The sequence below is a fragment of the Ruegeria sp. BB5 genome, from assembly GCF_056539405.1.
On sequence record NZ_JBQFUX010000003.1, the window covers coordinates 293778 to 317010 of the forward strand.

Annotated in this window: 19 protein-coding genes; 11 read left to right on the top strand and 8 right to left on the bottom strand. The window is 53.7% G+C overall.

What is annotated here, in order from left to right; all coding sequences use genetic code 11:
* Positions 1-38 precede the first annotated feature (38 nt).
* From ACR0DL_RS11090 to ACR0DL_RS11100, 3 genes are read right to left on the bottom strand one after another with little or no spacing between them, the layout of a single operon-like run.
* Complete coding sequence (locus ACR0DL_RS11090; RefSeq protein WP_170376743.1) at positions 39-1199, bottom strand: DegT/DnrJ/EryC1/StrS family aminotransferase; 1161 nt, start codon at positions 1197-1199, stop codon at positions 39-41.
* A complete protein-coding gene (locus ACR0DL_RS11095; RefSeq protein WP_480689144.1) occupies positions 1196-1837 on the bottom strand; it encodes a GNAT family N-acetyltransferase in 642 nt (213 codons plus the stop codon). Before ACR0DL_RS11095 ends, ACR0DL_RS11090 begins: the two co-directional genes overlap by 4 nt.
* A gap of 29 nt (positions 1838-1866) precedes the next feature.
* Positions 1867-2958: a lipid II:glycine glycyltransferase FemX gene (locus ACR0DL_RS11100; protein WP_480689146.1), complete on the bottom strand. Its 1092-nt coding sequence runs from the start codon at positions 2956-2958 to the stop codon at positions 1867-1869.
* Positions 2959-3178: 220 nt separating this feature from the next.
* Here ACR0DL_RS11100 and ACR0DL_RS11105 point away from each other — a divergent pair, with 220 nt between their 5' ends.
* From ACR0DL_RS11105 to ACR0DL_RS11120, 4 genes are read left to right on the top strand one after another with little or no spacing between them, the layout of a single operon-like run.
* Positions 3179-4132 carry a glycosyltransferase family 2 protein gene (locus ACR0DL_RS11105; RefSeq protein WP_480689148.1) on the top strand — a complete coding sequence of 318 codons (954 nt, stop codon included), beginning with the start codon at positions 3179-3181 and terminating at the stop codon, positions 4130-4132.
* Positions 4132-5346, top strand: coding sequence for a GNAT family N-acetyltransferase (locus ACR0DL_RS11110; protein ID WP_480689150.1), 1215 nt, complete (start codon positions 4132-4134; stop codon positions 5344-5346). The genes ACR0DL_RS11105 and ACR0DL_RS11110 overlap by 1 nt, the downstream gene beginning before the upstream one ends.
* Positions 5343-6362, top strand: a complete 1020-nt coding sequence (locus ACR0DL_RS11115; RefSeq protein WP_480689152.1) for a lipid II:glycine glycyltransferase FemX — start codon at positions 5343-5345, stop codon at positions 6360-6362. The genes ACR0DL_RS11110 and ACR0DL_RS11115 overlap by 4 nt, the downstream gene beginning before the upstream one ends.
* Before the next feature lies 1 nt (position 6363).
* A complete protein-coding gene (locus ACR0DL_RS11120) occupies positions 6364-7056 on the top strand; it encodes a polysaccharide deacetylase family protein (protein ID WP_480689154.1) in 693 nt (230 codons plus the stop codon).
* On the opposite strand, the gene ACR0DL_RS11125 is transcribed toward ACR0DL_RS11120, so the two are convergent.
* The 4 genes from ACR0DL_RS11125 to ACR0DL_RS11140 all read right to left on the bottom strand — a co-directional run bounded on the left by ACR0DL_RS11125 (position 7053) and on the right by ACR0DL_RS11140 (position 12624).
* A complete protein-coding gene (locus ACR0DL_RS11125) occupies positions 7053-7748 on the bottom strand; it encodes a sulfotransferase domain-containing protein (protein WP_480689156.1) in 696 nt (231 codons plus the stop codon). The genes ACR0DL_RS11120 and ACR0DL_RS11125 overlap by 4 nt on opposite strands.
* Positions 7749-8046: 298 nt before the next feature.
* A complete protein-coding gene (locus tag ACR0DL_RS11130) occupies positions 8047-9378 on the bottom strand; it encodes an O-antigen ligase family protein (RefSeq protein WP_480689158.1) in 1332 nt (443 codons plus the stop codon).
* A 155-nt stretch (positions 9379-9533) separates the two neighbouring features.
* The gene (locus ACR0DL_RS11135) at positions 9534-10325 is read right to left on the bottom strand and encodes a sulfotransferase family 2 domain-containing protein (protein ID WP_480689160.1); all 792 of its coding nucleotides are present in this window, start codon (positions 10323-10325) and stop codon (positions 9534-9536) included.
* A 148-nt stretch (positions 10326-10473) separates the two neighbouring features.
* Positions 10474-12624, bottom strand: coding sequence for a right-handed parallel beta-helix repeat-containing protein (locus ACR0DL_RS11140; RefSeq protein WP_480689162.1), 2151 nt, complete (start codon positions 12622-12624; stop codon positions 10474-10476).
* Between the two features lie 789 nt (positions 12625-13413).
* On the opposite strand from ACR0DL_RS11140, the gene ACR0DL_RS11145 reads away from it, so the two are divergent.
* The 6 genes from ACR0DL_RS11145 (at position 13414) to ACR0DL_RS11170 (ending at position 20359) form a co-directional block, all read left to right on the top strand.
* Complete coding sequence (locus ACR0DL_RS11145; protein WP_480689164.1) at positions 13414-13818, top strand: SxtJ family membrane protein; 405 nt, start codon at positions 13414-13416, stop codon at positions 13816-13818.
* A gap of 9 nt (positions 13819-13827) precedes the next feature.
* Positions 13828-13977: a DUF5989 family protein gene (locus tag ACR0DL_RS11150; RefSeq protein ID WP_480689166.1), complete on the top strand. Its 150-nt coding sequence runs from the start codon at positions 13828-13830 to the stop codon at positions 13975-13977.
* A gap of 9 nt (positions 13978-13986) precedes the next feature.
* Positions 13987-15828: a carbamoyltransferase family protein gene (locus tag ACR0DL_RS11155; RefSeq protein ID WP_480689168.1), complete on the top strand. Its 1842-nt coding sequence runs from the start codon at positions 13987-13989 to the stop codon at positions 15826-15828.
* 75 nt (positions 15829-15903) lie between these two features.
* Positions 15904-17430 carry an alginate O-acetyltransferase AlgX-related protein gene (locus ACR0DL_RS11160; RefSeq protein ID WP_480689170.1) on the top strand — a complete coding sequence of 509 codons (1527 nt, stop codon included), beginning with the start codon at positions 15904-15906 and terminating at the stop codon, positions 17428-17430.
* 9 nt (positions 17431-17439) lie between these two features.
* On the top strand, positions 17440-19002 hold the full coding sequence (locus ACR0DL_RS11165) for a carbamoyltransferase C-terminal domain-containing protein (RefSeq protein ID WP_480689172.1): 1563 nt from the start codon (positions 17440-17442) through the stop codon (positions 19000-19002).
* 94 nt (positions 19003-19096) lie between these two features.
* On the top strand, positions 19097-20359 hold the full coding sequence (locus tag ACR0DL_RS11170) for a right-handed parallel beta-helix repeat-containing protein (RefSeq protein WP_480647221.1): 1263 nt from the start codon (positions 19097-19099) through the stop codon (positions 20357-20359).
* Between the two features lie 39 nt (positions 20360-20398).
* On the opposite strand, the gene ACR0DL_RS11175 is transcribed toward ACR0DL_RS11170, so the two are convergent.
* Positions 20399-21865, bottom strand: a complete 1467-nt coding sequence (locus tag ACR0DL_RS11175; protein ID WP_480689174.1) for a glycosyltransferase family 39 protein — start codon at positions 21863-21865, stop codon at positions 20399-20401.
* A 997-nt stretch (positions 21866-22862) separates the two neighbouring features.
* Here ACR0DL_RS11175 and ACR0DL_RS11180 point away from each other — a divergent pair.
* Positions 22863-23222, top strand: a complete 360-nt coding sequence (locus ACR0DL_RS11180) for a hypothetical protein (RefSeq protein ID WP_480689176.1) — start codon at positions 22863-22865, stop codon at positions 23220-23222.
* The last annotated feature ends 11 nt before the right edge of the window (positions 23223-23233 follow it).

A 23233-nucleotide genomic window follows, 5' to 3' on the forward strand; every position in this document is an offset into this window, starting at 1 on the left:
GCATTGGACTTCGCCTTACTCAGGACATGTCCCGCACCTCAGCTCGAAAGCACTTCTTGCAGAGCGGATACAATGTGATCGATATGATCCTCTGAAAGATATTGATGCAGCGGCAAGGACAGAACTTGGTTCTTTAGCGCTATTGCCTCATCCTGACCGGTCCAATCCAGATTTCGATGGAACCCAGCCCACCAAGGCGTGGCACCGATACCACGCGCCTGCAAATCACGCGCTGCCCGGTCGCGCCCGTTCACCACAAGCGGCATGATCAGTGGGCAAGTCTCGGTTTCGAGTTCCGACTTCAACATCTCAACGCCCTGTACCTTTTCGAGACGCTCGCGATATCGATGCCAGTTGGCTCGTCGGATTTTGATGGTATCAGACACCGAAAACGAACGAAGCTGCCGAGACGCAACGACGCTGATACGGCGCCTCTGCAAATCTGGATCAAAGTAATAGTGCCCGGGAATATCGTCTATCTCGTCGGTTGTTACATGGTCCGGTTCTGTCATCCCAGACCCGCCGGACAAAGCACGTTTCAGGATTCGGGCCCGGGTAGATCCCAGCACATTTACCAAGGTTGACCGTGCCACTATCTTCGCGACCACTTTTCCCGGTGCCGGGCGTGGAAACGGCGCAGCCGCGGTCAGATCGGGGGCGTTCACGACCAACGCCCCGCCTTCCGGCACCGGTACGAATTTGTGAAAGCAAAAAACCGAGATATCGCCGGTGCGCCCTTCTGCCGGGCTTTTTCCGCTCAGAAGGCTCAGCGCACAATCTTCGATCATCCGCAGCCCATAGTTGTTGCAAAGCGCGCGCAGGGCTGTCAGTTCAGGCTGAAGAATTCCAAAATAATGCGTGACATAGATTGCCCGTGTCCGATCCGAAATCAGCGGCTCGATCCGCGCGGGATCAGTACGCAGGTCTTTACCGACCGGATAAAGCCGCACCTTCAGTCCGGCCTGCACAAGCGGGTCAACCTCTGATCCGCAGTTATAAGCCGGTGCCAGAATTTCGTCCCCGTCCTGCAGCCCCAGCACATCACACGCAGCATGTATCGCGACCCGTGTCTGAAATGCATAATGCACCTTCCGGTTCGCAAATAGTGCGAGAATACCACCCTGCGCATCCTGCTTCCAAAAACTGCCTGCCCTCATGGGCATGTTCGCAACGGCGTCGGCAATTCGGTTCCGCGTCATCTTGTCAGCGGCTTCCAGCTTTGGCGGGACGTAAAGCGCGATTCATTGTGAAATCCGATCAACCTGAAGCCAAGTTTTTCTATGTTTCTCCGTGACGTGTAATTGTATTCGTGACAGGCGATAAAAAAGCGCCGCGTTCCCGCCTGCAACCTTTCGGCCATCATGGTCCGATGTACCCTGACCTGCAAGCTACGCCCCCTGAATTCAGGCAGGACAACGATCTGAAAAAGTATTTCTGCATCTGACGGCACCGCGCAGAAGAAGTGTTCATCTTCATAGGGACCCAAAATCCAGGCAAGGCAACAGACCTCTCCGTCGAGGGTTGCCGCCCATAGCCAGCGATCTTTGTCGAACCAGCTCTTGTCGCCCCATTCCAGGTTTTCCTCGCCGGATTCCAGTCGCCGCCGCAGGGTCTCGGGCAGATCGTGCCAGCTTGAAACCCTGCTAACTTCAAGTGTTGGATCATCCGCAGGCTGGTTTTTCAGAAAGTCATCCCCATCAAGCTGAAACACCAGATTTCTTCGACGCAATCCGATATCTGCAACGGTTGCCCAAGCTTGATGCAGAAAAGCCCCGGCGCCGCGATGGGCCGCACTACGCAGCAGGATCAGCTTTTTTCTCTGTCCTAATCCAAACACGCGTCACACCTCCTGCAGCGCCGTGGCCCCTACCCCGATTTGGTCAGGGCCTGCGCCGCCCTGACACCGCGCCGTGCGACCTGTTTCAACTGTGACGGAACCACATTTGCCTGGTGGAACAGACGATGAGTGACCAATGTATGTTCTGCCACGCGTCTGACCGGGCGTGGCTTGAAATAGGTTTTATATTCCAGAACGCTGAAATCAGGATGGCTGCGGTCGATATCGGGCAGATACCCTTCGACATCCAAGTTTGTGCATCCCTGCTCCATCGCCCACTTCATCCCCCTGAGCCAAAGCAATGGAGCAATGCGCAGATTACCAATCAGGTTGGCCGCGGCGGGGTCCGCCACAAAACGCCGGGCAAAGGCCGTAATCCGACTGCGATATAACAAAAACCCGCCCAAGAATGTGTCCTGGTGATAAGCGGTGAACAGAACCCCGGCCTCGGGGTCGCTATATACATTTTGAAATCCGGCTTCGTATTCGGGGCGTGTGACCGGGGTCAGGTTGTTGGGCTTGATCACCAGCGCGTTTAGGCAATCAAAAAAAACCGCGATCTGATCAGGCGACGTGATGTGACGGATTTCGACATCCGTTGCCTCGATATTTCGCAGGTTTCGACGCGCACTTCTTGAAAACGAGCTGCGCAACTCATCCAAAGAACGGTCGAGGTCAATCAGCCCGGTATCACGATGGGGCGCTGGATCGGTTATCTCCAACCCGGCTTGCGTAAATCTCTGATGCAGCTGATCGGCGTCATCATCCAGCCAATAGGGCGTGACCTTGATGGCATCGACCTTTGCAAAACGAGTGTGACCTGACACGGCGACCACAAATTCAGTCAGCGTCTCGGGATCGTCGCAGATCGGCCCGCTCAGCGCCAGGGCTACCGAATATCTGCCCACCAATATTCGGCTGCGGTACAGCGAAAACAGGCCTACGGCGCAAATTTCCCCCTGTCGACGCGCGATCGCAAAAACCACAGTTCCGCCGATTGCACGCTCGACATCGGCAAACCGAGGGTCCTGTCTGGGGTGCTGATGCTGGCAGCTGGCCACAAATTCACGCCATTCATGTATTTGTTCACCGGTCAGGTCATCGTAACATTCGATATCCATTAACCACTCACTTTCCTGGCGCGACCACAAACCGTCAGCCAAAAATACAAAACCTGTTAAAATCGCCATCCTTTTCAAAAATATAGAAGGTATATGCCACGAAATGTAAAAATAATTCACCGCCTCGGTGGTTTCGCGCGCAGAAATGCGGATCATTGGCCTGTGTATTGGGGAATTAAGCGCCTGTTGCGATGTGTGTTTCCTCGGAATCGAGAGTTACATGATTGTTTTATCTGAATCAGAAAGCACAGGATGCGCTGTTTCGATTGTTATCGTAAACTGGAATACGCGCGATATTTTGCGCGATTGTCTTCAATCCATAGAAAATCAGACACGCCTGCCTCATGAAGTCATTGTGGTGGATAACGCCTCGGGCGATGGCTCGGCCGAAATGGTCAGTGAAATTTTTCCCAACGTAAAACTGATCGCCAACCCCAGTAATCGCGGCTTTGCTGCGGCCAACAATCAGGGGTTGGAGATTGCCAAAGGCGACAAGCTTTTGCTGCTCAATCCCGATACGATCATCCTGGACCATGCGATCGACGTCATGAGCGGATGGCTCGACGCGCATCCGGATGTTGGGTGCGTTGGATGCCAAGTGTTCGAAGACCCCGAAACCATACAGCTGACCTGCTTTGCCGATCCCGGACCGCTAAGCGTGGCGGTGATCGAGTTTGGGCTGAAACGGCTGCTCCCCTGGCCGGAATACGGCGGTTGGGACCGGACCACACAGCGCGACGTGGATGTGGTCTCGGGCATGTTCATGATGGTCCCGCGCCCGGTGTTCGAAAAGGTCGGGCTGCTGGACGACGCCTTTTTCATCTATTCGGAAGAGGCCGACTGGTGCCGACGTATCCGAGATGCCGGCTGGCGCTGCGTCTTCGCCCCCGAAGCCCGGATTCTGCATCTTGAGGGCGGATCGAAAAGCACCGCACAGATCAAGTCCCGCATGTATGTGCAAAAGCAAAAGAGCAAGACGATCTATGCACGAAAACACTATGGCCGGGTCGGAGAGCTGATAACGCGCAGTATCTTCGTCACCAGCGCGCTGCTGCGGGGCACCGCCTTTGGCCTGCTGGGTCTGGTGCGTGCCACACCTGACCGCTCGGCCCGGTTGCGGCTGTCGGGAGCCGCGATCCGGTATCATCTGTTTGGGCAGGAACCGGCCACGTGATGGATGCGGTTTCCACCAGATCACAAGAGGCGCTCGAATGCCTTCAGGCACCGGCCCAGGCCCTTTCCATAAGGGCTGAATGGGATGATCTGGTCACGGCAACCGGCGCCGATATCTATTTCCTGAGCGATTGGCAGGTCGCCTGGTGGGACCACTATGGCATGAGCTTTGCCTCCAGCCGCTGTCCTGTGTGTTTCATTCTACGGGACGGGCCCGAGTTGATCGGTGCCTTGCCTTTTTGCATCGAAACGATCTGGGCCGGACCAGTTCCCGTACGCATCGCTCGGTTGGCCGGGGTCGATCCCAATTTCGCGGTCATGGCCTTGCCTATTGCTACCGGTCACGAAGAGGCCGCCCTGCGCGCCATCTTCACGCATCTGACCCAACAACTGAACTGCGCCGCCATCAGTCTTTCCCCGATGTCAGAGCGGTCGGTATCGCTGAAAATCCTCCGCTCCATGGATGTGCAAAACGTGTCGCTCTTGCGCGACGACAGCCCGCGCGGACACACTTTGATGGACCTGCCCGACAGCTTTGATGGGTTCATGAAGACGCTATCGAAAAGTCGGCGGCGCGAGGTACGGCGGGATATTAAGCGCTTGAATGAAATAGCGCCTTTAAACAACACCAGCTCAAGCCCGGATATGGTCGATCCAATGATGGACCGGTTCATCGCGCTGCACACAAAACAATGGCGGGCCGCTGGGAAAGGCGGGCATTTCTCGGATTGGTCCGTAGCCGCCGGGTTCTATCGCGACCTACTGCACCGGCTGGCCCCCAGTGACCGGGCCATGATTGATGAGCAATGGCAAGGCGACAGGCTGCTGTCGAGCCAACTGCGTTATACCCTGGGCGACAAGGCCTATTGGTGGCTGAATGCCCGTGAAACAGACCCTGAATTCGCAAAGGTCGGGCTGGGGCGTGTGGGGCTGGTCGAACGGGTGGAGGGGCTGATTGCGGATGGTATCCGGCTGGTCGAGGCCGGGGCCGGGGAATACGAATACAAACTGAGTTACGGCGGTACGCTGGTGCCGATCAATAACATCGTGCTGGCCGCGAACCGTCCTGCGGCGCGGCTGAGGGCGCGGGTTTTGCTGTGCTGGGCGGATGCGCTGCACCTGTTTTACTACCGCGCCTGGTTTCTGAAAATTCGACCCCGGCTGGGGCTGAAACCCGGCAAGCTCTGGGCCAGCTGGATACGGACACGACTATGACCGGGTCTCTGACACTGCAAACCGTTGCTGCCGAAGACTGGCCCCGGATCAGTGCCGAATTTCGCGACCTGACCTATGAGCAAACCCTAACCTATGCGCAAGCGGCGGCACGGCGGATCGGGGCCCAGGCGCAATTTGTCAACCTGTCAGATCAGACAGGCAGACCCGTTGCTGCGGCCTGCCTGCGCCTGAAATTGGTGCCGGGCCTGGGGCGAGGCATCGTCTGGATCCCGGCTGGTCCGCTTGTACATCACGAGACCACGCCACAGACACTAGAGGCCGTGTTTACTGCCCTGCGCACCTATGCTGAGCAAAGCGGACATATCCTGCGGTTCCGACTATCTGCGTTATCGGCGCGCAACGTCTCGTCGGTAGATCAGGTTGCCGCTGGGGCTGGCTTTGTGCCAACGGATCGGGCGTCTCACTACAGGACGGTGATCGTCGATTGTGAGCAGGATGAAGACACCTTGATGCGCGCTTTGCACGGCAAATGGCGCAATCCTCTGCGCAATGCGCTCAAGGCGGGGATGGAACTTGAAACTGGTCCGATAACGAACCTGTTCGGGCGCTTTTCCAAGCTCTACGAACAAGTGCAGGCCGCCAAAGGGTTTCAGCCGGACATCCCACCGGAATTCTATTACGCCCTGTCTGGGTCGGATTTCGAACATGACGTTTTAATTGCACGCAAAGACAACGTGGATATCGGCGCGATGACGATCGGATATACCCGCCACAACGCCACTTATCTGTTCGGGGCGACATCGGATGCAGGACGGAGGCTTAATACAGGGCATTTTATGATGTGGCAGGCCATGCTTTATTGTCAGGACCGAGGACTCAAGTGGTTTGATCTGGGGGGCATTGATCAGGACGCCAATCCAAGTGTCACCCGCTTCAAACTCCGCACCGGTGGTGTGGACACTATGGCGGCGGGTCCGTTTGAGGCCCGACAAAGTGGGCTTGGAACAGGTCTAATCAATCTTGCTGAAACACTGCACAGAAAGCTGAAATCCTGACATGGCCCGATTGATTGGTCTCAACTTCCACGGCATAGGCACACCGGCCCGCGACCTCGAAGAAGGCGAGGCACCCTACTGGCTGTCTGAGGCACAGTTTTTTGACGTTCTAAACCGGGTTGCAGACAGCCCCACCCCGTCGACCTACTGCCTGACTTTTGATGATGGCAACCTCTCGGATTACAAGATCGCCCTGCCCGCCTTAAAGCAGCGGGGGCTGACCGCGACGTTCTTTGTTTTGACGGGACGATTGGACGAGCCCGGCTCCCTGACCCGCGATCACGTCAAAGCACTGATGTCTGCCGGAATGGGTGTTGGCAGCCACGGGATCGCGCATGTCGCCTGGAATATGTTAGGAACAGCCGCGCTTGAGCAAGAGCTGACCGGCTCACGCGAAGTGCTGCAAGAACTAAGCGGTGCTGCGGTGACCAAGGCGGGGATACCCTTTGGCAGATACAACGCCCGCGTCCTACGTGCCCTGCGCCGCACTGGTTACAAAACCGCGTTTTCCAGCGATGCGGGATATATGAGCGACACCGCGTTTCTACGCCCGCGCACATCCTTGCGCGGGGATATGACACCGGCTGAGATTGACGCGATCCTTGCGGGTCGGATGCCTGTCAGCAGACGAATGCGTCGCACGGTCAGCATGATCAGAAAACAGTTTTTACCCCTGGGAAAAAAAATCCCTTAGACAGCGCCCGTCGAACCTGTAACTGGGGTTCGGGCGTATCCGAATTTTTCCAGAACCTGTCCCAGTTCCTGTTCAATATATGCCACATGCTCGGGCTCTAACTCGTCTTTCCACTGCCCGCTGCGGCTGCTGCGGATATGCGCGCCCTCATTGGTTTTCGTGGCAGAGACGTTACTGCGCTTTCCGGCCTCAAACAGACGCATCAGGCGGACGCCCAATTCATGCTCTTGCCCCTGCAACCCCAAGAAATTGAACATCTCGGAATAGACTGCATCACGCTGATCCCCCATCAGATCGTCGTATGAAACCTCAAGAATATTCGGATCATCCAAATCCCAGGTCTCAAGAATTTCGCGGCTAAAAAAGATGAAATGACGGATTGTCATGAACAGGCCTTCGTTTTTGTCCGCGGCCTGCAGCTTTTCCTGATAGGTCTGCCCGTTTTCATCCGGAATATGGGCCCAAAGCTCATTGGTCCACAGATGATAGTGATAAGAGGATACGATTATGTCGCGCGGATCACGCATGATATGTATCCCCCGATAGGGGCCAACTTCAGACCAAGGCGTCCGGCTATGGGCCGATAGAAAGACCCTGGTTTCAGGCTGAGGCGCCAGTTTCGAAAGCTCCTCAAATCGCGCATCCAATCCAAAAGCCAGAAGCTTTAGCACAGCTTTGAAATAGGTGGTCATGGCCTTGTGGTGCGTCGCGACGAAAATTTTGGGTTGATCTTTTTCGCCAGCACGCGCGCGCCACCTGTTGGACATTAAAAGTGGCAGAATTTGCCAAAACTCAGGGTTTTTCAAAAGCCCATAGTTTTTGCGAAACGAGATGGGAACCTGTGTCAGTTTCTTTTGCAGCGCCGATCGCTTCGGCTTTCGGCCAATTCCGGCATCCGTCGTAATTTTACTTTGCTGAACTGACACTTGTCGAAATCCTCTTGCATCGTTCACCGAGCACGCGTCTGTGCCGCCGCCAACATTGGCCCATTCACGTGTCTTCCGACCCAAATCGCGTATATCTTATTCGCCGCCTTCCGCTTTGTTTCATCTCAGATTGTGGCTGATCGCTTTCTTCTTTGGCATTGACCATCCAAAGACCTGCGCCCAACAAAAACATCAAAAGACACAATGTTGCATCCCAGACGTGCACGGTAACGGCTGCAATGCAAAACCCGGTCAGAGAAAAAAGGTACCCCAGTCGGAAATTTTCCAACCTGTTGGGCAATTGGGCTCGGCCTAAAATTACATAGATCACAATTATGGCAGCCACCAAAAATATGAGTGCAGGCAACCCATAGCGCAAAGCGATGACCAGCCAAAAATTATCAACACTTCCAAGCATCCATCGCGGGCGTGTCCAAGGATTGAACCCAAGCCCGAATACTGGATTTCTAATGACGTCATCTGACGCATAGACAAAAATGTTAATCCGGTTGAAAGCCGTTGACTTCTTAAACGTCAGATAGGCTGCAAACAGCTGGGCAGGAGGCCTGTCCGCGGCAATTTCAAGGAACAAGTACAGCCCGCCAAGCATATACAGCAACGTGTTCCACTTTTTCTGTAAAAACGCGAATACGTTCTTCCAGGTCATCAAACCAAGCTGCACCACGATCGCAAGCCATGCCCCTGCTGACAAAGACACAAACGTGGCAAGAACAACGCCTCCTGACCTGGAAACTTTGTATGTGAAACTCCGGTCATTTCCCAAGACGTACCAAACCAAAGAAAAGGCTACGCTACAGAAGACACCGTAAAGGATCGGGTGCGGCATCGGGCCTTGTGCCCGGAAAAAGCCCAAGCGCGGTTCGAGTGGAATAATGGGATATATGGTCCCCACCTTGCTGAACAAATCGAGAAGCACAGAGTTGTTCGAAATGAACTGATTGACGCTAAACGGCAGCATGAGCAGTACCGCAATGAACATCCAGCGCACAAAGGCACGGAATGCATGCTCGTCCCGTATCAACCAGCGCGCTATGAAATACGGACCCGTCGCCTCGACAAATGCGATACCGTTATATTCCCATCTCGAAAACCCGTGGTGGAACACGATCGCCAACACTGTCCAGAATGCAAATCCTAAAATCAGGTAGTCCGGCGCATAGTACCCTCCGGACCCATCAAACCAACGGATCATTGCCGGTACAAAGAAAATCAACAAAACCATGCGATAGCCGCTGAGTTGCAGCCCCGCGAGCTGAAAATATACCGGTAAAATGAAGCTTAGAAACAGCAATGGGAGGATAAACGACCCAGACGAGCGGCCGGTACTGTCACCCGTCGCCTGCAAAGCCCCTCTTGTACCTGTCGATGCTACCAATGAAACTCACCACCATTTTGCGCTTATGATACCAGAAATATCTCCGACCAGTCTGTTATCCCCACCACGGATCACAGAAAAAAAGCACTTTTTTGATGAATATCACAAAGGCTGTGACTTTCATCCGGTTTAAATCATAGCAGCATTGGATTTAGTTATGCTGCAACATCCTCAAGCGCTTTTTGGTGCAAAGCAAAATCTGCCGCATAATAGTCTTTTACGAAATTACGTATTTCGGGTTCCTCAAAAACAGAAGGCAAGACCGAACCACTTGGCTTCATTAGTATTTTTCGGGCTGAAATACGCAGCTTCTCGTGTATCGGGTCGGGCAATACTCGCTTGGCAACTGCGCTGCCTGCGTACATGACGCGGCTCAAACCCTGGTAACGAAACACCGTAGTCTGGTTGATATGACCAATTTCCAGTGCGTCGGTCCCGATAAGGCGAGCCAGGTCAGAAACGAAACAATCCATCCGTTCGACAGGGTATAGGTTCCTGACCAGCCGTTTGCCGTCGACCTCAATGAAGCCCGATTGCCGGGTGAAATGGATATATTCCGGCGCAATCACAGTAGGTTCTGATTGTAGATAGGTAATAACCTTGCCGATCTCGTCGCGTATCTCTCGATCCTCAAGCTGCGCGAATTCTTGGCCCAAATACATCTTTGCACGTTGGGCCATGGCAGACCGGAACCGTTGCAATGGATCGCGCAAAAGCGCGTAGCTTTCATAGGTCTCAAGCTTACTGAACGCTTCGGGGTCCAGGTCTCGCAACAAGGACAACGGCAAGTGGCGGAAATCGACCTCACCCAGTTTCGGATGGTTCTCTACAGCTTTCAGAAACCGGCTGTCGGCGTCATGAAATGGTAAGACAGCGTTTCGCACCGATGTTCCCGCGCATTTGGGAACATGAATAAAAATGAAGCGATAGCGATCAGACAAAATCATAAATCATGATCATAGACAGAATACAGAACTTACATAGTGTTATGTGAAAAAGTCCCGCGGAAATTTTGGTGTGGCAAACAGCGACGGGGCGCAATTTTGCGCCCCGTCCAAGATGTTTCACTTTGCCTGCTGGCTACATATAGCGGCGTCAGGCAATCAGCGCGTTGTCGAAAACAGTAGTATCGACAAACTCGACCTCATCATCGATCGCAAAGGAGCTGACCTCACCATCGATATCGGCCCGCCATTGTGATCCAATCGTCCAATTCCGGTTGTTTACATCGCTAAAGTCGAAGTCCACGCCGGTTTCATCAATGACAACCTGATCATCAACAAGAACCTGCAAACGGTCCTCGTCTTCATCCACCAGAACGGTGATCTCATGCTTATCGAGATCGTTCAAGCCAATGTCCTTTGCTTTGAAGCCTTTGTGGAATTTGGCGTCATTATTGGCGACTTTCACGACCAACCCATCGTCTTTGAGAATCAAGCCAATTTTCTGGTGATTCCAAACAAGGCGCTGCGCGCTTCCATCGGCTTCGTCCCGGGCAAATTCGACCGTAAACCCAAGCTCACTTGAACCACTGAATTCTTCGAGTCGACCCAAGTTTATGTAGTCGTCCTTTCCATCGAATTCTACAACGGGGCCGGATCCGGTATTCACGACGGTCGTGTCACCCTTCAGTCCGATGTCGTCTTGATTCAGCAAACCTCCAATATCGAGAACAAAGTCATCGAACATCATCTGAGACGATTGGCTTGAATCTGGTTGCGTGACCCCGTCGTCAGGCTGGGTCTTCCCGCTATCGGGCTGGGTCGTCCCACTGTCAGGCTGGGTTATACCACTGTCAGGTTGGGTCGTCCCGTTATCGGGTTGCGTGGTTCCACCACCGGGCTGGGTGGTCCCGCCGCCAGGCTGGGTTGTACCACTGTCAGGCTGGGTCGTCCCGCTATCGGGTTGCGTGGTTCCACCACCGGGCTGGGTCGTCCCGCCGCCAGGCTGGGTTGTACCACTGTCAGGTTGGGTCGTCCCGCTATCGGGTTGCGTGGTTCCACCACCGGGCTGGGTGGTCCCGCCGCCAGGCTGGGTTGTACCACTGCCGGGTTGGGTTGCTCCACCACCGGGCTGAGTGGTCCCGCCGCTAGTAGCGGTTCCAACCCAAGCATCATAAGAGAACGGAAACTGCTGAGCCAAATCCGAACCCGCATTCAAGTTGTCAACGATGCTACCCGGTATGACGCCATACTGGTTGTATCCATTTTGCGCTCCAGTCGCATGATACGTGAACACGTTGTCATATTGGTGGGTCTTGACCAAAGCGTTGTCCGTTACATTCCAGTCCGATTGGCCTGAGTAGCCGCTGATCTGGGAAACAACGTTCTGATCAATCGTTACATTAGTCGAACCTCCAGCTACGGAAATCTTCGGAATTGACACCCCGCCAGACAACGCGCCAGGCACTGCCAGAACCGTGTTGTTCGAGATCGTCAAACCGTCTGTTCCGCTCACGGAAATTCCGTGTGTGTGCCCGTTGTAGATCGTGTTATTTTCGATCAGAATATTCTGGTAGGGCTGGACTACTTTTCCGTTCCCCAGGAAAATTGATTGCGCCCAATCCCCGGAACCCATGTCTAGGACGTTGTCGCGAATGATGATGTCGGTACTGACACCCGTCAGCCTCGAAAACTGGATGAAATCCCCATGACCTCCAGAATTCGGATTACGTTCAAAGTCGTGAATATAGTTGCCTTCGATCACAGCGCCTTGGATGTTTTCATAAAACATCCCATCCTCACTGATCGAATGTAAGTTGTTACCCGAGACAGTCACATCCGTGCTGATCCCCACATACATCCCTTTTAGCCAGTCGTGGAACTCGTTGTTTGTAACGTTGATGTTGTCGCTACGAAAAACAAACAGGCCCTGACCCCATCCGTACCCATCAGCTGTCGCAGATACTCCGGTGGCCACATCCCCCGAGAACGTGGAGTTGTCGATCGTGATGTTCGAACTGTTCTGGATCGAAAACGGCCGGTAGCTTTTTGCTTCCCCATTAAAGCTATAGTCGAAATTCAGATCTTCGAACGTAATGTTCGACGCGTTGTTCAAGTTCATCTTCGTGATCGTGGCGGGTGCATTCGCATCCGCGGACTTGATTGTTACAGTCGATGCATAGTTCGCGCTTAAGTTCAGCGCGCCATAGTCACCTGCTGCAAGCAGTATCGTTTCCCCACCTTTCGCCTGAGACAAAGCCTGATTCAGCTCGGCCGCAGAGGTTACCGTGATTGTGGTCGACATGTTTCACCTTCTGTTTCATAGGCGCTGTGAGTGGCAGCGCACGAGAACCCGCTCACCCGGGACAAAGGGAACAGCCGCACAAGGGCGACAGGTTGGCCAGAATATGGCTATGTTTGGAAACTGTTGCCTGTATTGAGACAGTTTTGCCTCATTGCCTTCATTTCCGAGTGAACTCGATACTCGATACCGGGAATTGTTCCCCATCCCTTAGCGGTCATCTTAGGGTTTGACGAATTGATTCCGGGGTCGCAACAATGGTCAACAAAATGCCATAATTCAGGCGTGACCTCGCGTATCTTCGTCAGACATCGGCAATCACTTGCTCGGTTCCCTAACGTCAACCATTCGATCGGCTTCCCTCCCTGCGCCCCGTTAGTTTCACTTCGATACTGAAAAGTGGCAGTGAGAGGACGAGGCGACACCGCATGACGCAAATGGCTATCTGTTGGGTATAATACGCAGACCGATGGAAAAGTCAGCGCGCCTCAGGAGAGAGAACCCATCTGGCCACATCGTCAGGTCAGGCGCTCTTTACCTGCAGTACTGAGCCAATACCTGAATTCCACCCCATTTGTTTCCGCTTTCACTACACTGAGTGTGAATTTCACGCTCCAATCGACCTCAAAACCGGCCCTTGCGACCAGATTTTTGGGAATAGCGCCCATTTGCCAAAAAAATTTGCGACAACAGCAAAGCCTGAGTGTATAAATTAACAGAGTTGGTTTCCCTGACTGGTTTTTCAGGGCGTTGTATGAGTTCTTAAAGTTATCCGAATGAGATGATCTTGTTATGATCGATATTGAGGCACGTCACGAAGTCCAAGGTGGCAGCAATCGCAATTTTGGTTTCGTTTTTGCAGTTGTATTCACCATCATTGGTCTATGGCCGCTGATCCGCAGCGGAGGCTTACGGTATTGGGCGCTGGCGGTTGCGGTCGCGTTTTTGTTGGTCACTTTGCTGCGCCCATCGCTGCTGTCGGGCGCAAACCGACTGTGGACCAAGTTCGGCCTGCTTCTAGGCGCGATTGTTGCACCCATCGTCATGGCAGTGGTCTTTTTTTTGACCGTGACGCCAACCGGACTGATCATGAGGGCCTTGGGAAAGGACCTTCTGAGACAAAAACTAAACAAAGGCACAAACACATATTGGATAGAGCGCACGGAAAACGTGGGTTCGATGAAAAATCAATTTTAGGAGTATCGGATGTCGTTTCTGGTAGAGATGTGGCAATTTCTCAGGTTTCGAAAGAAATTCTGGCTACTTCCGATCCTTGCCATGATGGTTCTTTTTGGCGGGTTGATCGTGCTGAGCCAGGGTTCGGCTATTGCTCCGTTCATCTATACGCTGTTCTAGGGCCGGCACGTGACTGCAATTCTTGGAATCTCTGCGTTCTATCACGACAGCGCTGCGGCCATTGTTGTTGACGGCTCTTTGGTCGCCGCAGCGCAGGAAGAGCGCTTTACGCGCAAGAAGCACGATGCAGGATATCCGTTTCACGCAATAGAATATGTTCTGGGTGAGGCTGGCATTGGAATTGGCGACGTCGATCACATCGCGTTTTATGACAAGCCATTCTTAAAATTCGAACGCCTTCTGGAAACATATGTCTCTTACGCTCCGCGCGGGCTAAATTCCTTTCGGATGGCCATGCCGGTCTGGTTGCGCGAGAAGCTGTTTCAAAAAGACTTACTGAGCCGGGAGCTGCGCGGCCACGATCCCGAGTTTCGGCCAGGTAACAAACTGATGTTCAGTGAGCACCATTTCAGCCACGCTGCCAGTGCTTTCTTTCCCTCTCCTTTTGAAGAGGCGGTCGTTTTGACGCTGGATGGTGTCGGCGAATGGGCCACGACGACATTGGCGATCGGGCGCGGCAAGGACCTGAAGATTGAAAAGGAAATCCATTTTCCGCATTCGATCGGCCTGCTCTATTCCGCGTTCACGTATTACACGGGCTTCAAGGTCAACAGTGGTGAATACAAGGTCATGGGGTTGGCCCCCTATGGCGTCCCCCGCTTCAAGGATGTCATTCTAGAGAACCTGGTTGACCTGAAGGAGGACGGGTCCTTCAGGCTGGACATGCAGTATTTCAACTATGCCGTTGGTCTGACGATGACCAACCAACGTTTCTCTGACCTGTTTGGCGAGCCTGTGCGCCAACCTGAAAAAGACCCACTGACCCAGTTCCACATGGACATCGCGGCCTCGGTTCAGGCCGTGACCGAAGAAATTGTGCTGCGGCTGACCCGCTCTGCCGCGCAGGAATATGGCATCGAAAATCTGTGCATGGCCGGTGGTGTGGCGCTGAATTGCGTTGCCAACGGTCATGTCCTGCGGGACGGCGCGTTCAAGAATATCTGGGTGCAGCCTGCCGCCGGGGATGCCGGAGGTGCGGTTGGGGCCGCATTGGCGGCCTGGCACACGGAACTGAAAAACGAGCGTCAAAGCAGCAGCCCGTCCGACAAGATGCAAGGCTCTTATCTGGGCCCATCCTTTGCACAGGATGACATTGAGCAACGCCTGACCGCGATTGGCGCAAAATTCGAGACATTCGAAACCGATGGCATGATCACCGAGGCAGCGAAAGCTCTGGTCGACGGTAAGGCGCTTGGCTGGTTCCAGGGCCGGATGGAATTTGGGCCTCGCGCGCTTGGGGGACGGTCCATTATTGGCGACCCCCGGTCCCCTTCGATGCAAAAGACGCTGAACCTCAAGGTGAAATACCGGGAAAGCTTTCGCCCCTTTGCCCCTTCAGTCCTGCGCGAAGATGTAAGCGATTGGTTCGAGTTGGACTATGACAGCCCCTACATGTTGCTGGTTGCGGATGTTCAGGAAAAGATGCGCCGCACGATGACCTCGGAAGAAACACAGCTTTTTGGGATCGACAAGCTTAACGTTGTGCGCTCGGATATTCCGGCGGTCACCCATGTCGACTATTCTGCCCGGGTTCAGACCGTGCATGCCGAAACCAACCCCCTTTACCACGCGCTGATTAGCGAATTTAAGCAGCGCACCGGTTGCCCGGTTGTGGTCAACACATCCTTCAACGTCCGAGGGGAGCCGATCGTCTGTACTCCCGAAGACGCGTTCCGTTGCTTCATGGGCACCGAGCTGGACATGCTGGTCATCGGCCGTTGCATTTTGCGAAAACCTGATCAGGATCAGGCGCTGAAACAGGATTATAAAGAAGCGTTTGAGCTGGACTAGGACAGATACCTCTCGTCGCGTTGTTCGCGACACGGTCAATATAGTGCCTACTGGAATTCGATGTATGAGACCAAAATGACGCTCGCACTATCCAAAATCGACTATCGGAAACTGCTCGGGGTTTTCCTGATGGTCGCAAGTTTGGCGTTCAACAAATGGTCGGTACAAGCGTTGGTCACGTCGGACGGGCAGGTTGAATCCGATTTATTCACGTACGCAATAGTTGGAATTCAGCTTCTGTTTGCATTCTTGGGGCTGGTCTTTTTGAAACTGCAGCAAAACTGTTTCTGGCTCGGGCTCGTTCTGCTTGGTTTTGTTCTTTTTGTCTGGGCAGCGACGCGCCAACCGGCCAAGCATTTCGAGAATTTCTTCTTTGTGTATCCCCAAGTCAGGTTTTACATCAATCTTCTGCTCAGCGTTGCGGCACTGCTGGGATACATGTTGGCAACCCAGGTCAACCGGCGCCGGGACATTGCCCAAAACGTTGCTTTAAGTGTTGCGACTTTTGGGTTTATTGCCTTGTTGATTGAACTGCCCGCTCTGACTGGCCTCATAGATTATCGGCAGGTGTTTATCCCCAAAGGGGTTAGCCTTTTAGGACCCCATAATCGGGTTTATGAACCGGGCGGCTTTTTTCACCGCCCCGAAAACGACCAATACAGCGAGATGCGACCGGGAGATTCCGTGTTAGCGCTTGGTGCACGCACGGGTCGCCTGTACGAGGCAGACTACACCTATGATCACAACGGCTTTCGCAACAGCGCGCCAATAGCAGAACCCGATCTTCTGCTTGTTGGTGACAGCTTCATCGAAGGGTACAAGGTTAGTCAGGATGTGACCGTCGCAGAACAGATCATGCAAGGTTCCGAATATACGGCCATAGGCATCGCTCAAAGCGATTATTCGCTTTATCACGGGCTAAGCGCGATGCTCCATCATCTGGATGACTACTCACCCAAGGTCGTGGTCTGGTTTCTTTTTGAAGGCAACGATCTGCCATACTTTCCGATCAGTCATGAAGAGTTTGTTTTAAGCAACGCTCACTTGGCCGAACCAGCCCGATTCAACCAAAGGTCATTCTTCAACAACCTATCTTCCAGTCTGGCCTCGTGGAGTTCGCTGGCAAGGCGTACTTTACAGGGGGAAAATTATGCGCGTACGCAGTCTGGTCATTTCCCTGATGCAGCTTGGTCTGAAGAAACGGCAATGTATTTCGCCTATCCCCCCCCCGACAGGGTCGAGGCACGCTTGCCCTATCTCAAAGAGCTATTGTTGCAGGGGGACGCCCTTGTTCGGGGAAATGGCGGGAAGCTACTGATCGCGCATATTCCGATCAAAATAGATGTTTATCGCGATTTGTTGGCCTTTCCCGATGACAGCGTCGTACAGGACTGGGTGTCCTTGAAACTGGCCGCTGAACTTAAGACATGGGCCGATGAGAACGGCGTAGACTATATGGATTTGACGCCTGCCTTGCAGGAGGCCGCCGCTAACGGAACACTGGTCTATTTTCTGGACGATGCGCATTGGACCCCAGAGGGGCATCAGGTTGCCGCCCAGGCCGTCCTTGATCACCTGACAACGAAAGGCTGGTTGGATTAGAGTGCTAGTATGAAAATTCTTTCCTTCAAATCCGGGCATGATGGGGCGGTCGCAGGGGTCGACGCGCCAAAACAGCATCTGATGTTTTCCTATGAAGCCGAGAAAGACAGCCTTCCCCGAAACTCACCAATAGACCCGAATACCCTCCTCGACGCCGGGCTGTGGTTCAACGAGCTTCCTGACGTTCTGGCGCTGAGCGGTTGGTCGACGCCGGGGGAAAGCCATACCGCCATATCCGGTGCCGGAAGCTTTGGCATCGACGAAAGCACGGCCATTGTCGGAACAAAGAACTTTTTCGGGAAACGGCTGGACTATTATTCTTCCTCGCACGAACGCTCGCTCATCTGGGCGGCTTATGGGCTGTCGCCCTTCGAACAGGGCGAGCCTTGTTATGTCTTAGTCTGGGATGATGCGCTGGGTGATTTCTATGAAATCGATCGCAACCTAAATATACATCACATGGGGCGGGTGCTGGCTGCGCCCGGGCGCCGATTTTCCTTTCTCTATGCGCTTGCCGACCCCAGTTTTTCGGGAACGGATAATACCCCGGGAAAGGAGTTTTCCAGCAAGCTGCAATCAGCCAGCGCACATGGCGAGGCAAACGTCATTGATGGCGACGCACAGGGTTTGATTGACGCACTGTTACAAAACGGCGCGGATCCTGGTTTCCTGAACAAGGAAGCGTTCAAAAACTCACCCTACTACAACATTGGCGTCACTTCGCCTAGGTTCCACAACCTTGCGGCCAGATATTCCGACGCGGTGTTTTCCCATTTCCACGATTTCGCAAAGGCCAATCTGACCAAGCGCTATCCGCTGTTGATTACCGGAGAATGCGGCCTGAACTATCGCTGGAACACGCGTTGGCGGGACAGCGGCCTGTTCCGCGATGTCTTCATCCCCCCATGCACCAATGACTCGGGCAGTGCAATCGGTACAGCGGTTGATGCCATGCGTCATTTTACGGGGCGGGCCAAACTGGACTGGACAGTGTATGCAGGCCAGCCATTCAACGACGACCGGGTAGATATGCAAGGTGTCACCAGCCGCGAATTGAATCTTAGAGAGGTCGCACAAGCGCTGCATGACGGAATGGTCATCGGCTGGGTCATGGGAAATTGCGAAATTGGTCCCCGGGCGCTTGGGAACCGCTCGATCCTGGCGGCGCCCTTTTCCACCGAAACACGCGACCGGGTAAACAGAATCAAAGGCCGTGCGGGCCTTGCGCCAGTGTCACCCGTTTGCCTTGAGGACGATGTGTCGAACCATTTCGACTGGTCTGGCCCCTCGCCGCACATGCTTCATTTTCAGCAAGTGACTAACCCAAACCTTAGGGCGGTAAGCCATGTGGACGGGTCGGCACGGGTGCAGACCGTGACTAAAGACCAGAACGCGATGCTGTATGACCTGCTAACCGAGTTCAAGGCAACCAGCGGTGTCGGCGTCTTATGCAACACGTCGCTGAACTTCAAACGCTCGGGCTTTATCAACAAGACAAGCGACCTTTACAAATTCGCGCGCTCTGTTGGACTTGATGGTTTTGTCGCCGGCAGATCGTTTTATCGGCTCTAAGACGCGCTCTGACTGGTGACAGGGCCGCGATAGACAAGGCTTTCGTATGTGCCTAATATTTCTTGTACAGCCAATATTATAAAGAGTTACTCCTATGAGACGTATAAATATCTCTGTTGGCATCCTGTTTTGGTCCATTCTTGTGTTCGCATCTCTGGCAACGCCATTGCTTGCAGCGTCGGCTTGCTCTGGGTTTAAAGGCGGATCACAATCGCAAAACGGCCAGGTTATCCAAAACGCCCAGGGCCTCAATCAAGCCCTCAATCATGCCAGCGGCGGGGAAACCTTGCTGTTGGCCGGGGGAAACTACGACGCTTTGATCGTCAAAAGGGCTTTCAAAACCCCAGTCACGATCCGGTCTGCTGATCCAAGTTCACCGGCATGTTTCACAGGCTTACGCCTGAAGAATGCTGGCAATCTCATGCTGGATGGGTTGATGTTCGACTATTCCTTCCAGCGTGGCGACAAGCACCGTACTAACCATTTCGGCATTGCTAACGGTCACAACATCACCATCACCAATTCCGTATTCGACGGGGATTACAACACCGGCATAGGGCACGGCCTTGGCTTGCAGATCACGGGCAGTTCTAAAATAACCATCTCGAACAGCCTGTTTCGTAAATGGTGGAAAGCGCTGACTGCGTTCAAAACCACACATCTGACGCTGAGCCGAAATCAGTTCTATGACATTCGGGCTGATGGAATGGCCCTAAGCGGAATTGACAACCTGACGATCGAACTGAACAGGTTTCACACTTTCCGCGGCGGCAACAGCCGCGATCACCGGGACATGATCCAACTGATGCGGACGACGAACCGAGGCAGTTCGAATATCGTGATCCGGGACAACGTCTTTGACATCGGAGCCGGAGATTATACCCAGACGATTTTCATGGGCAAAAGCGGTAAGAATACAAGTGACCCCCTTTTGCGGCACAAGAACGTGCTGATTGAAAACAACGTGATCTACAACGCGCATATGCACGGCATTTCGGTTCATGGGGCCGACAATCTTTCGATTCGCAAAAACTCGATCATCCGGGTCCGCCAACCGAAAGGCGGCAAGGTATCGATCCCGCGCATAAATATCTCATATTCGACTTCTGTCGTAATCGAGCAAAACGTAGTCAGCGGGATCAACGGGTACCAGAACCAAAAGGATTGGGCCGTACTCAACAACGTCATTGTTCAGGATCAGTCCCCTTCGAGCCCCGGCTATTATGACCGAGAGTTCATCTATTATGCGACCGGGGCCGCCAATGGCTTTCACGAATACGGGGTGCGCCCTGGCAGCGAGGTCGACCGCCTTAAAGCCGGGTCCACGCTCGTCAACAATTACCCGACACGCCAATAGGAGCCTGCACGCCTTCTATCAGTTGTTTCTATAGCGACGTCACTTGCGCCGATAGATAAGAACGTGTCCGTCCCCAAGCGTGCCGGCAAAGGTGCGTTCAAGTTCCAGTTCCTTATCAGCATCCGTCCCAAGCCGTGGAATGACGCGCAGCATCCGGTTCGGAAACAAAACCACCAGCGCCACAGGTCCGGGTTGTTCCATCGCCTTGGCATAGCTCTCTGCGTCGCCGATGGTTTTCCAGTCAGCATCAAAGTGACTTTCAAAAACAGGTCCGCCGGGATTGATGGCATAAACGCGTTCTGAAGGGCCGCGCGTTTCTTCGACAAAGGCAAAAGCCCCGGCCAGATTCTGTTTAGGAGAATCATAGTTGCGCTGTACCAGAAACATGGACACGGCAACCATCACCAGAACACCTGCGATAAACAACGGCCGCGAAATCTGAGGCCGTCTAAACAGCCGCGCCACCAGACCGGCACCATAGCCGCAACCGACAACGACAAGAACAATGACCGGACCGATATCGACAAAGAAAAACCTCGGCCAAATCCGCATATCCAGCGACATGAGAATAACCAGCGTCACGACGATATGCATGGCGATGGTGACAAAAAACAGTGGCTGTTTCGCATGCGTCCCCAATGCGCCAAAAGCAATGGTCACCAACCCCGCCACGGCCACGATCACTGTCAATGGCCCGGTATTGCCAATTGCAGTTCGCACGCCTTCGACCATGGTCCAGATCGGGTTTTGATAGACCTGCATCTTGTCGACAGAGGACGTCGCCGATATCTCACCCATGGTATTCAGAACACTGGGTAAAATCGGCAAATAGGCTAAAAAGGTCAGAACCAGCGCAAGGGCAACGCCGATCAGCGGCTGCAGCACCCATTCGCGAGTCAGGGGGGCCTCACGACCGAACCCGATCACCAGTGAGATCAGCCAGACGAACCCTAGCGCGACAAAGAAAAATGCACCCGTCAAATGCGTGAAAACAGCGGCGGCGGCGGTCAGTCCAAAGGCGATCCAGGTTTTCATCGCCGGACGCCGCACACCCCGCAAAAAAAGAATGAGGCCCAGCACGCTCCAGAAAGCAAGCTCGGTATATCCGCGCGCATTCTGTGAGAACCAGACCTGATGGTAGGACAGGGCCACAAGCAAGGCAGAGACATGGGCGATCCAGGTGTTTGCGACCTCTTTGGCCAGCCACCAGATCGCGGCGACGATGCCAACGCCAAACACTACGGCTGGGAAACGGTAGACCCAGGCTTCCTCTCCGAATATCTGAGAAAACAGCTTTGCCTTCATGCTGAAGAAATAATGATGGTTCATGGAGTATTCGCGCATCATGTCGCCCCAGGGCAAACGAACATGCGTGTCCACAGTCCAGATTTCATCATACCAAAGCGGTGAGTTCAGCTCTGCAATTCTCAACACGGCAGCGAGCAGCAGAATGAACAGAAGAATTGCCAAATCACTGCGGCCAATCGCGGGGGATGGCGGCTTCATGTCAGCTTCTCCGATCACACGCACATCTCCGGGCACCTAACCAATCCTGACCTTGCACGGGCCAGACACAGCCGCCCGATAAAACTTGTCCGATTATCCCCGTTTCCAGGCCACGCGTCGAAGCGAATGTACCGGCACTCGTGTATTTTGATATGGACTGTCTCTTGATTGCAGACATTTTCACAACATAGCCCGGTTTGTTGAGGGGTTGAGCAACCGCCCTTGCGGATATGCCCCAGTGTACAGGCGGAAGGATCTAATTCTGCTGGAAATGCTGATCCAGCAAGACCGGTAGAACTCATCGCAAAAAAATTAGCAGGGCGCACAAGCGTCGCGTCGAATTCCCGACGGGATTCCGCCAGAACTGCGTATGAGCGGGAGTTACGCGGGTCAAACTCTTACCGTGACGGGAGCACGCGCAACCGAGTCCCAAACGCAGCGCTGCCTGCGATGGCATCGGGGACGTTGAACCCGATCTCTGATATCGAACCGACCATAAGAACCTCAATACCCGGCTTTCCAGCCTTTGAAGCAGCCGTTTCAGAGGTTTTCAACTGCGTATCCCGATCTACCCAACCCGCAGCCGAGACATATTCGTCGACTGCGAGAAATCTATGCCTGGCAGCAAGGACCCTGCATGGGAATCCCTCCACACGACGACACGGGGTTCTGCGTCTGCGTGAATAGAATCCCCCATTTGCAGGGTTCTTTAACGTCTTCCCACTGTCTGCACGCCTCCATCGGATAATGGGATACCTTGAACTTGTTCATTTTTTGCCACCAACTCGACAGGAACACTGCTTGGAACGCCCTCTTTCAAAATAGGTATGACGGCGAGCCCCAAAATAAGCGTGATACCTGTGCCTGCTCCCAGGAAAATACGTTTCGCGAAGGGCCCCCTTTGCTGGCCGGAATGCGAAAGCGCCTCTCGATCAGGTACAAGCTTGCCGTCGCAAGCAGAACAGAAAGAAATACACAGATCAGCACGATACTGTCTATGATCGTGGCCAATCCAGTCAGCCCGATCGCCACAGCGTTCAGTGGGCGACGGAGTTCTGAAAATGCACAGATCACCAACAGCGCACCCAGCCTCAGTTCCCAAACCCGCATTGGGGTAAGATGGAAGTTTGCTATTGGCGCGATTGCTTCGCCCTTACCCACAACAATATTAGAAAACCAAGACAGAATTGTTCTTCGACCGCCGCAAAACCAGCTCGGTGCAGGACAACTGGAACTTCGGCGGCCGCGCGAAGCCCATCAATGTCCGGTCTTTATGAAATTTTCGACACATCGTTCCCGCAAACTATTTGACCTGGAATATCTTCACCACTTCGATTTTATTTCACCTAAGTCCTAGGGTGAATTTTT

Bases quoted from the DNA above. Each gene is read 5' to 3' on its own strand.
- ACR0DL_RS11090 (WP_170376743.1), bottom strand. From the start codon at position 1,199: ATGACGCGGAACCGAATTGCCGACGCCGTTGCGAACATGCCCATGAGG.
- ACR0DL_RS11100 (WP_480689146.1), bottom strand. From the start codon at position 2,958: ATGGATATCGAATGTTACGATGACCTGACCGGTGAACAAATACATGAA.
- ACR0DL_RS11105 (WP_480689148.1), top strand. From the start codon at position 3,179: ATGATTGTTTTATCTGAATCAGAAAGCACAGGATGCGCTGTTTCGATT.
- ACR0DL_RS11110 (WP_480689150.1), top strand. From the start codon at position 4,132: ATGGATGCGGTTTCCACCAGATCACAAGAGGCGCTCGAATGCCTTCAG.
- ACR0DL_RS11115 (WP_480689152.1), top strand. From the start codon at position 5,343: ATGACCGGGTCTCTGACACTGCAAACCGTTGCTGCCGAAGACTGGCCC.
- ACR0DL_RS11120 (WP_480689154.1), top strand. From the start codon at position 6,364: ATGGCCCGATTGATTGGTCTCAACTTCCACGGCATAGGCACACCGGCC.
- ACR0DL_RS11125 (WP_480689156.1), bottom strand. From the start codon at position 7,748: ATGACCACCTATTTCAAAGCTGTGCTAAAGCTTCTGGCTTTTGGATTG.
- ACR0DL_RS11135 (WP_480689160.1), bottom strand. From the start codon at position 10,325: ATGATTTTGTCTGATCGCTATCGCTTCATTTTTATTCATGTTCCCAAA.
- ACR0DL_RS11140 (WP_480689162.1), bottom strand. From the start codon at position 12,624: ATGTCGACCACAATCACGGTAACCTCTGCGGCCGAGCTGAATCAGGCT.
- ACR0DL_RS11145 (WP_480689164.1), top strand. From the start codon at position 13,414: ATGATCGATATTGAGGCACGTCACGAAGTCCAAGGTGGCAGCAATCGC.
- ACR0DL_RS11150 (WP_480689166.1), top strand. From the start codon at position 13,828: ATGTCGTTTCTGGTAGAGATGTGGCAATTTCTCAGGTTTCGAAAGAAA.
- ACR0DL_RS11160 (WP_480689170.1), top strand. From the start codon at position 15,904: ATGACGCTCGCACTATCCAAAATCGACTATCGGAAACTGCTCGGGGTT.
- ACR0DL_RS11165 (WP_480689172.1), top strand. From the start codon at position 17,440: ATGAAAATTCTTTCCTTCAAATCCGGGCATGATGGGGCGGTCGCAGGG.
- ACR0DL_RS11170 (WP_480647221.1), top strand. From the start codon at position 19,097: ATGAGACGTATAAATATCTCTGTTGGCATCCTGTTTTGGTCCATTCTT.
- ACR0DL_RS11175 (WP_480689174.1), bottom strand. From the start codon at position 21,865: ATGAAGCCGCCATCCCCCGCGATTGGCCGCAGTGATTTGGCAATTCTT.
- ACR0DL_RS11180 (WP_480689176.1), top strand. From the start codon at position 22,863: ATGATCGTGGCCAATCCAGTCAGCCCGATCGCCACAGCGTTCAGTGGG.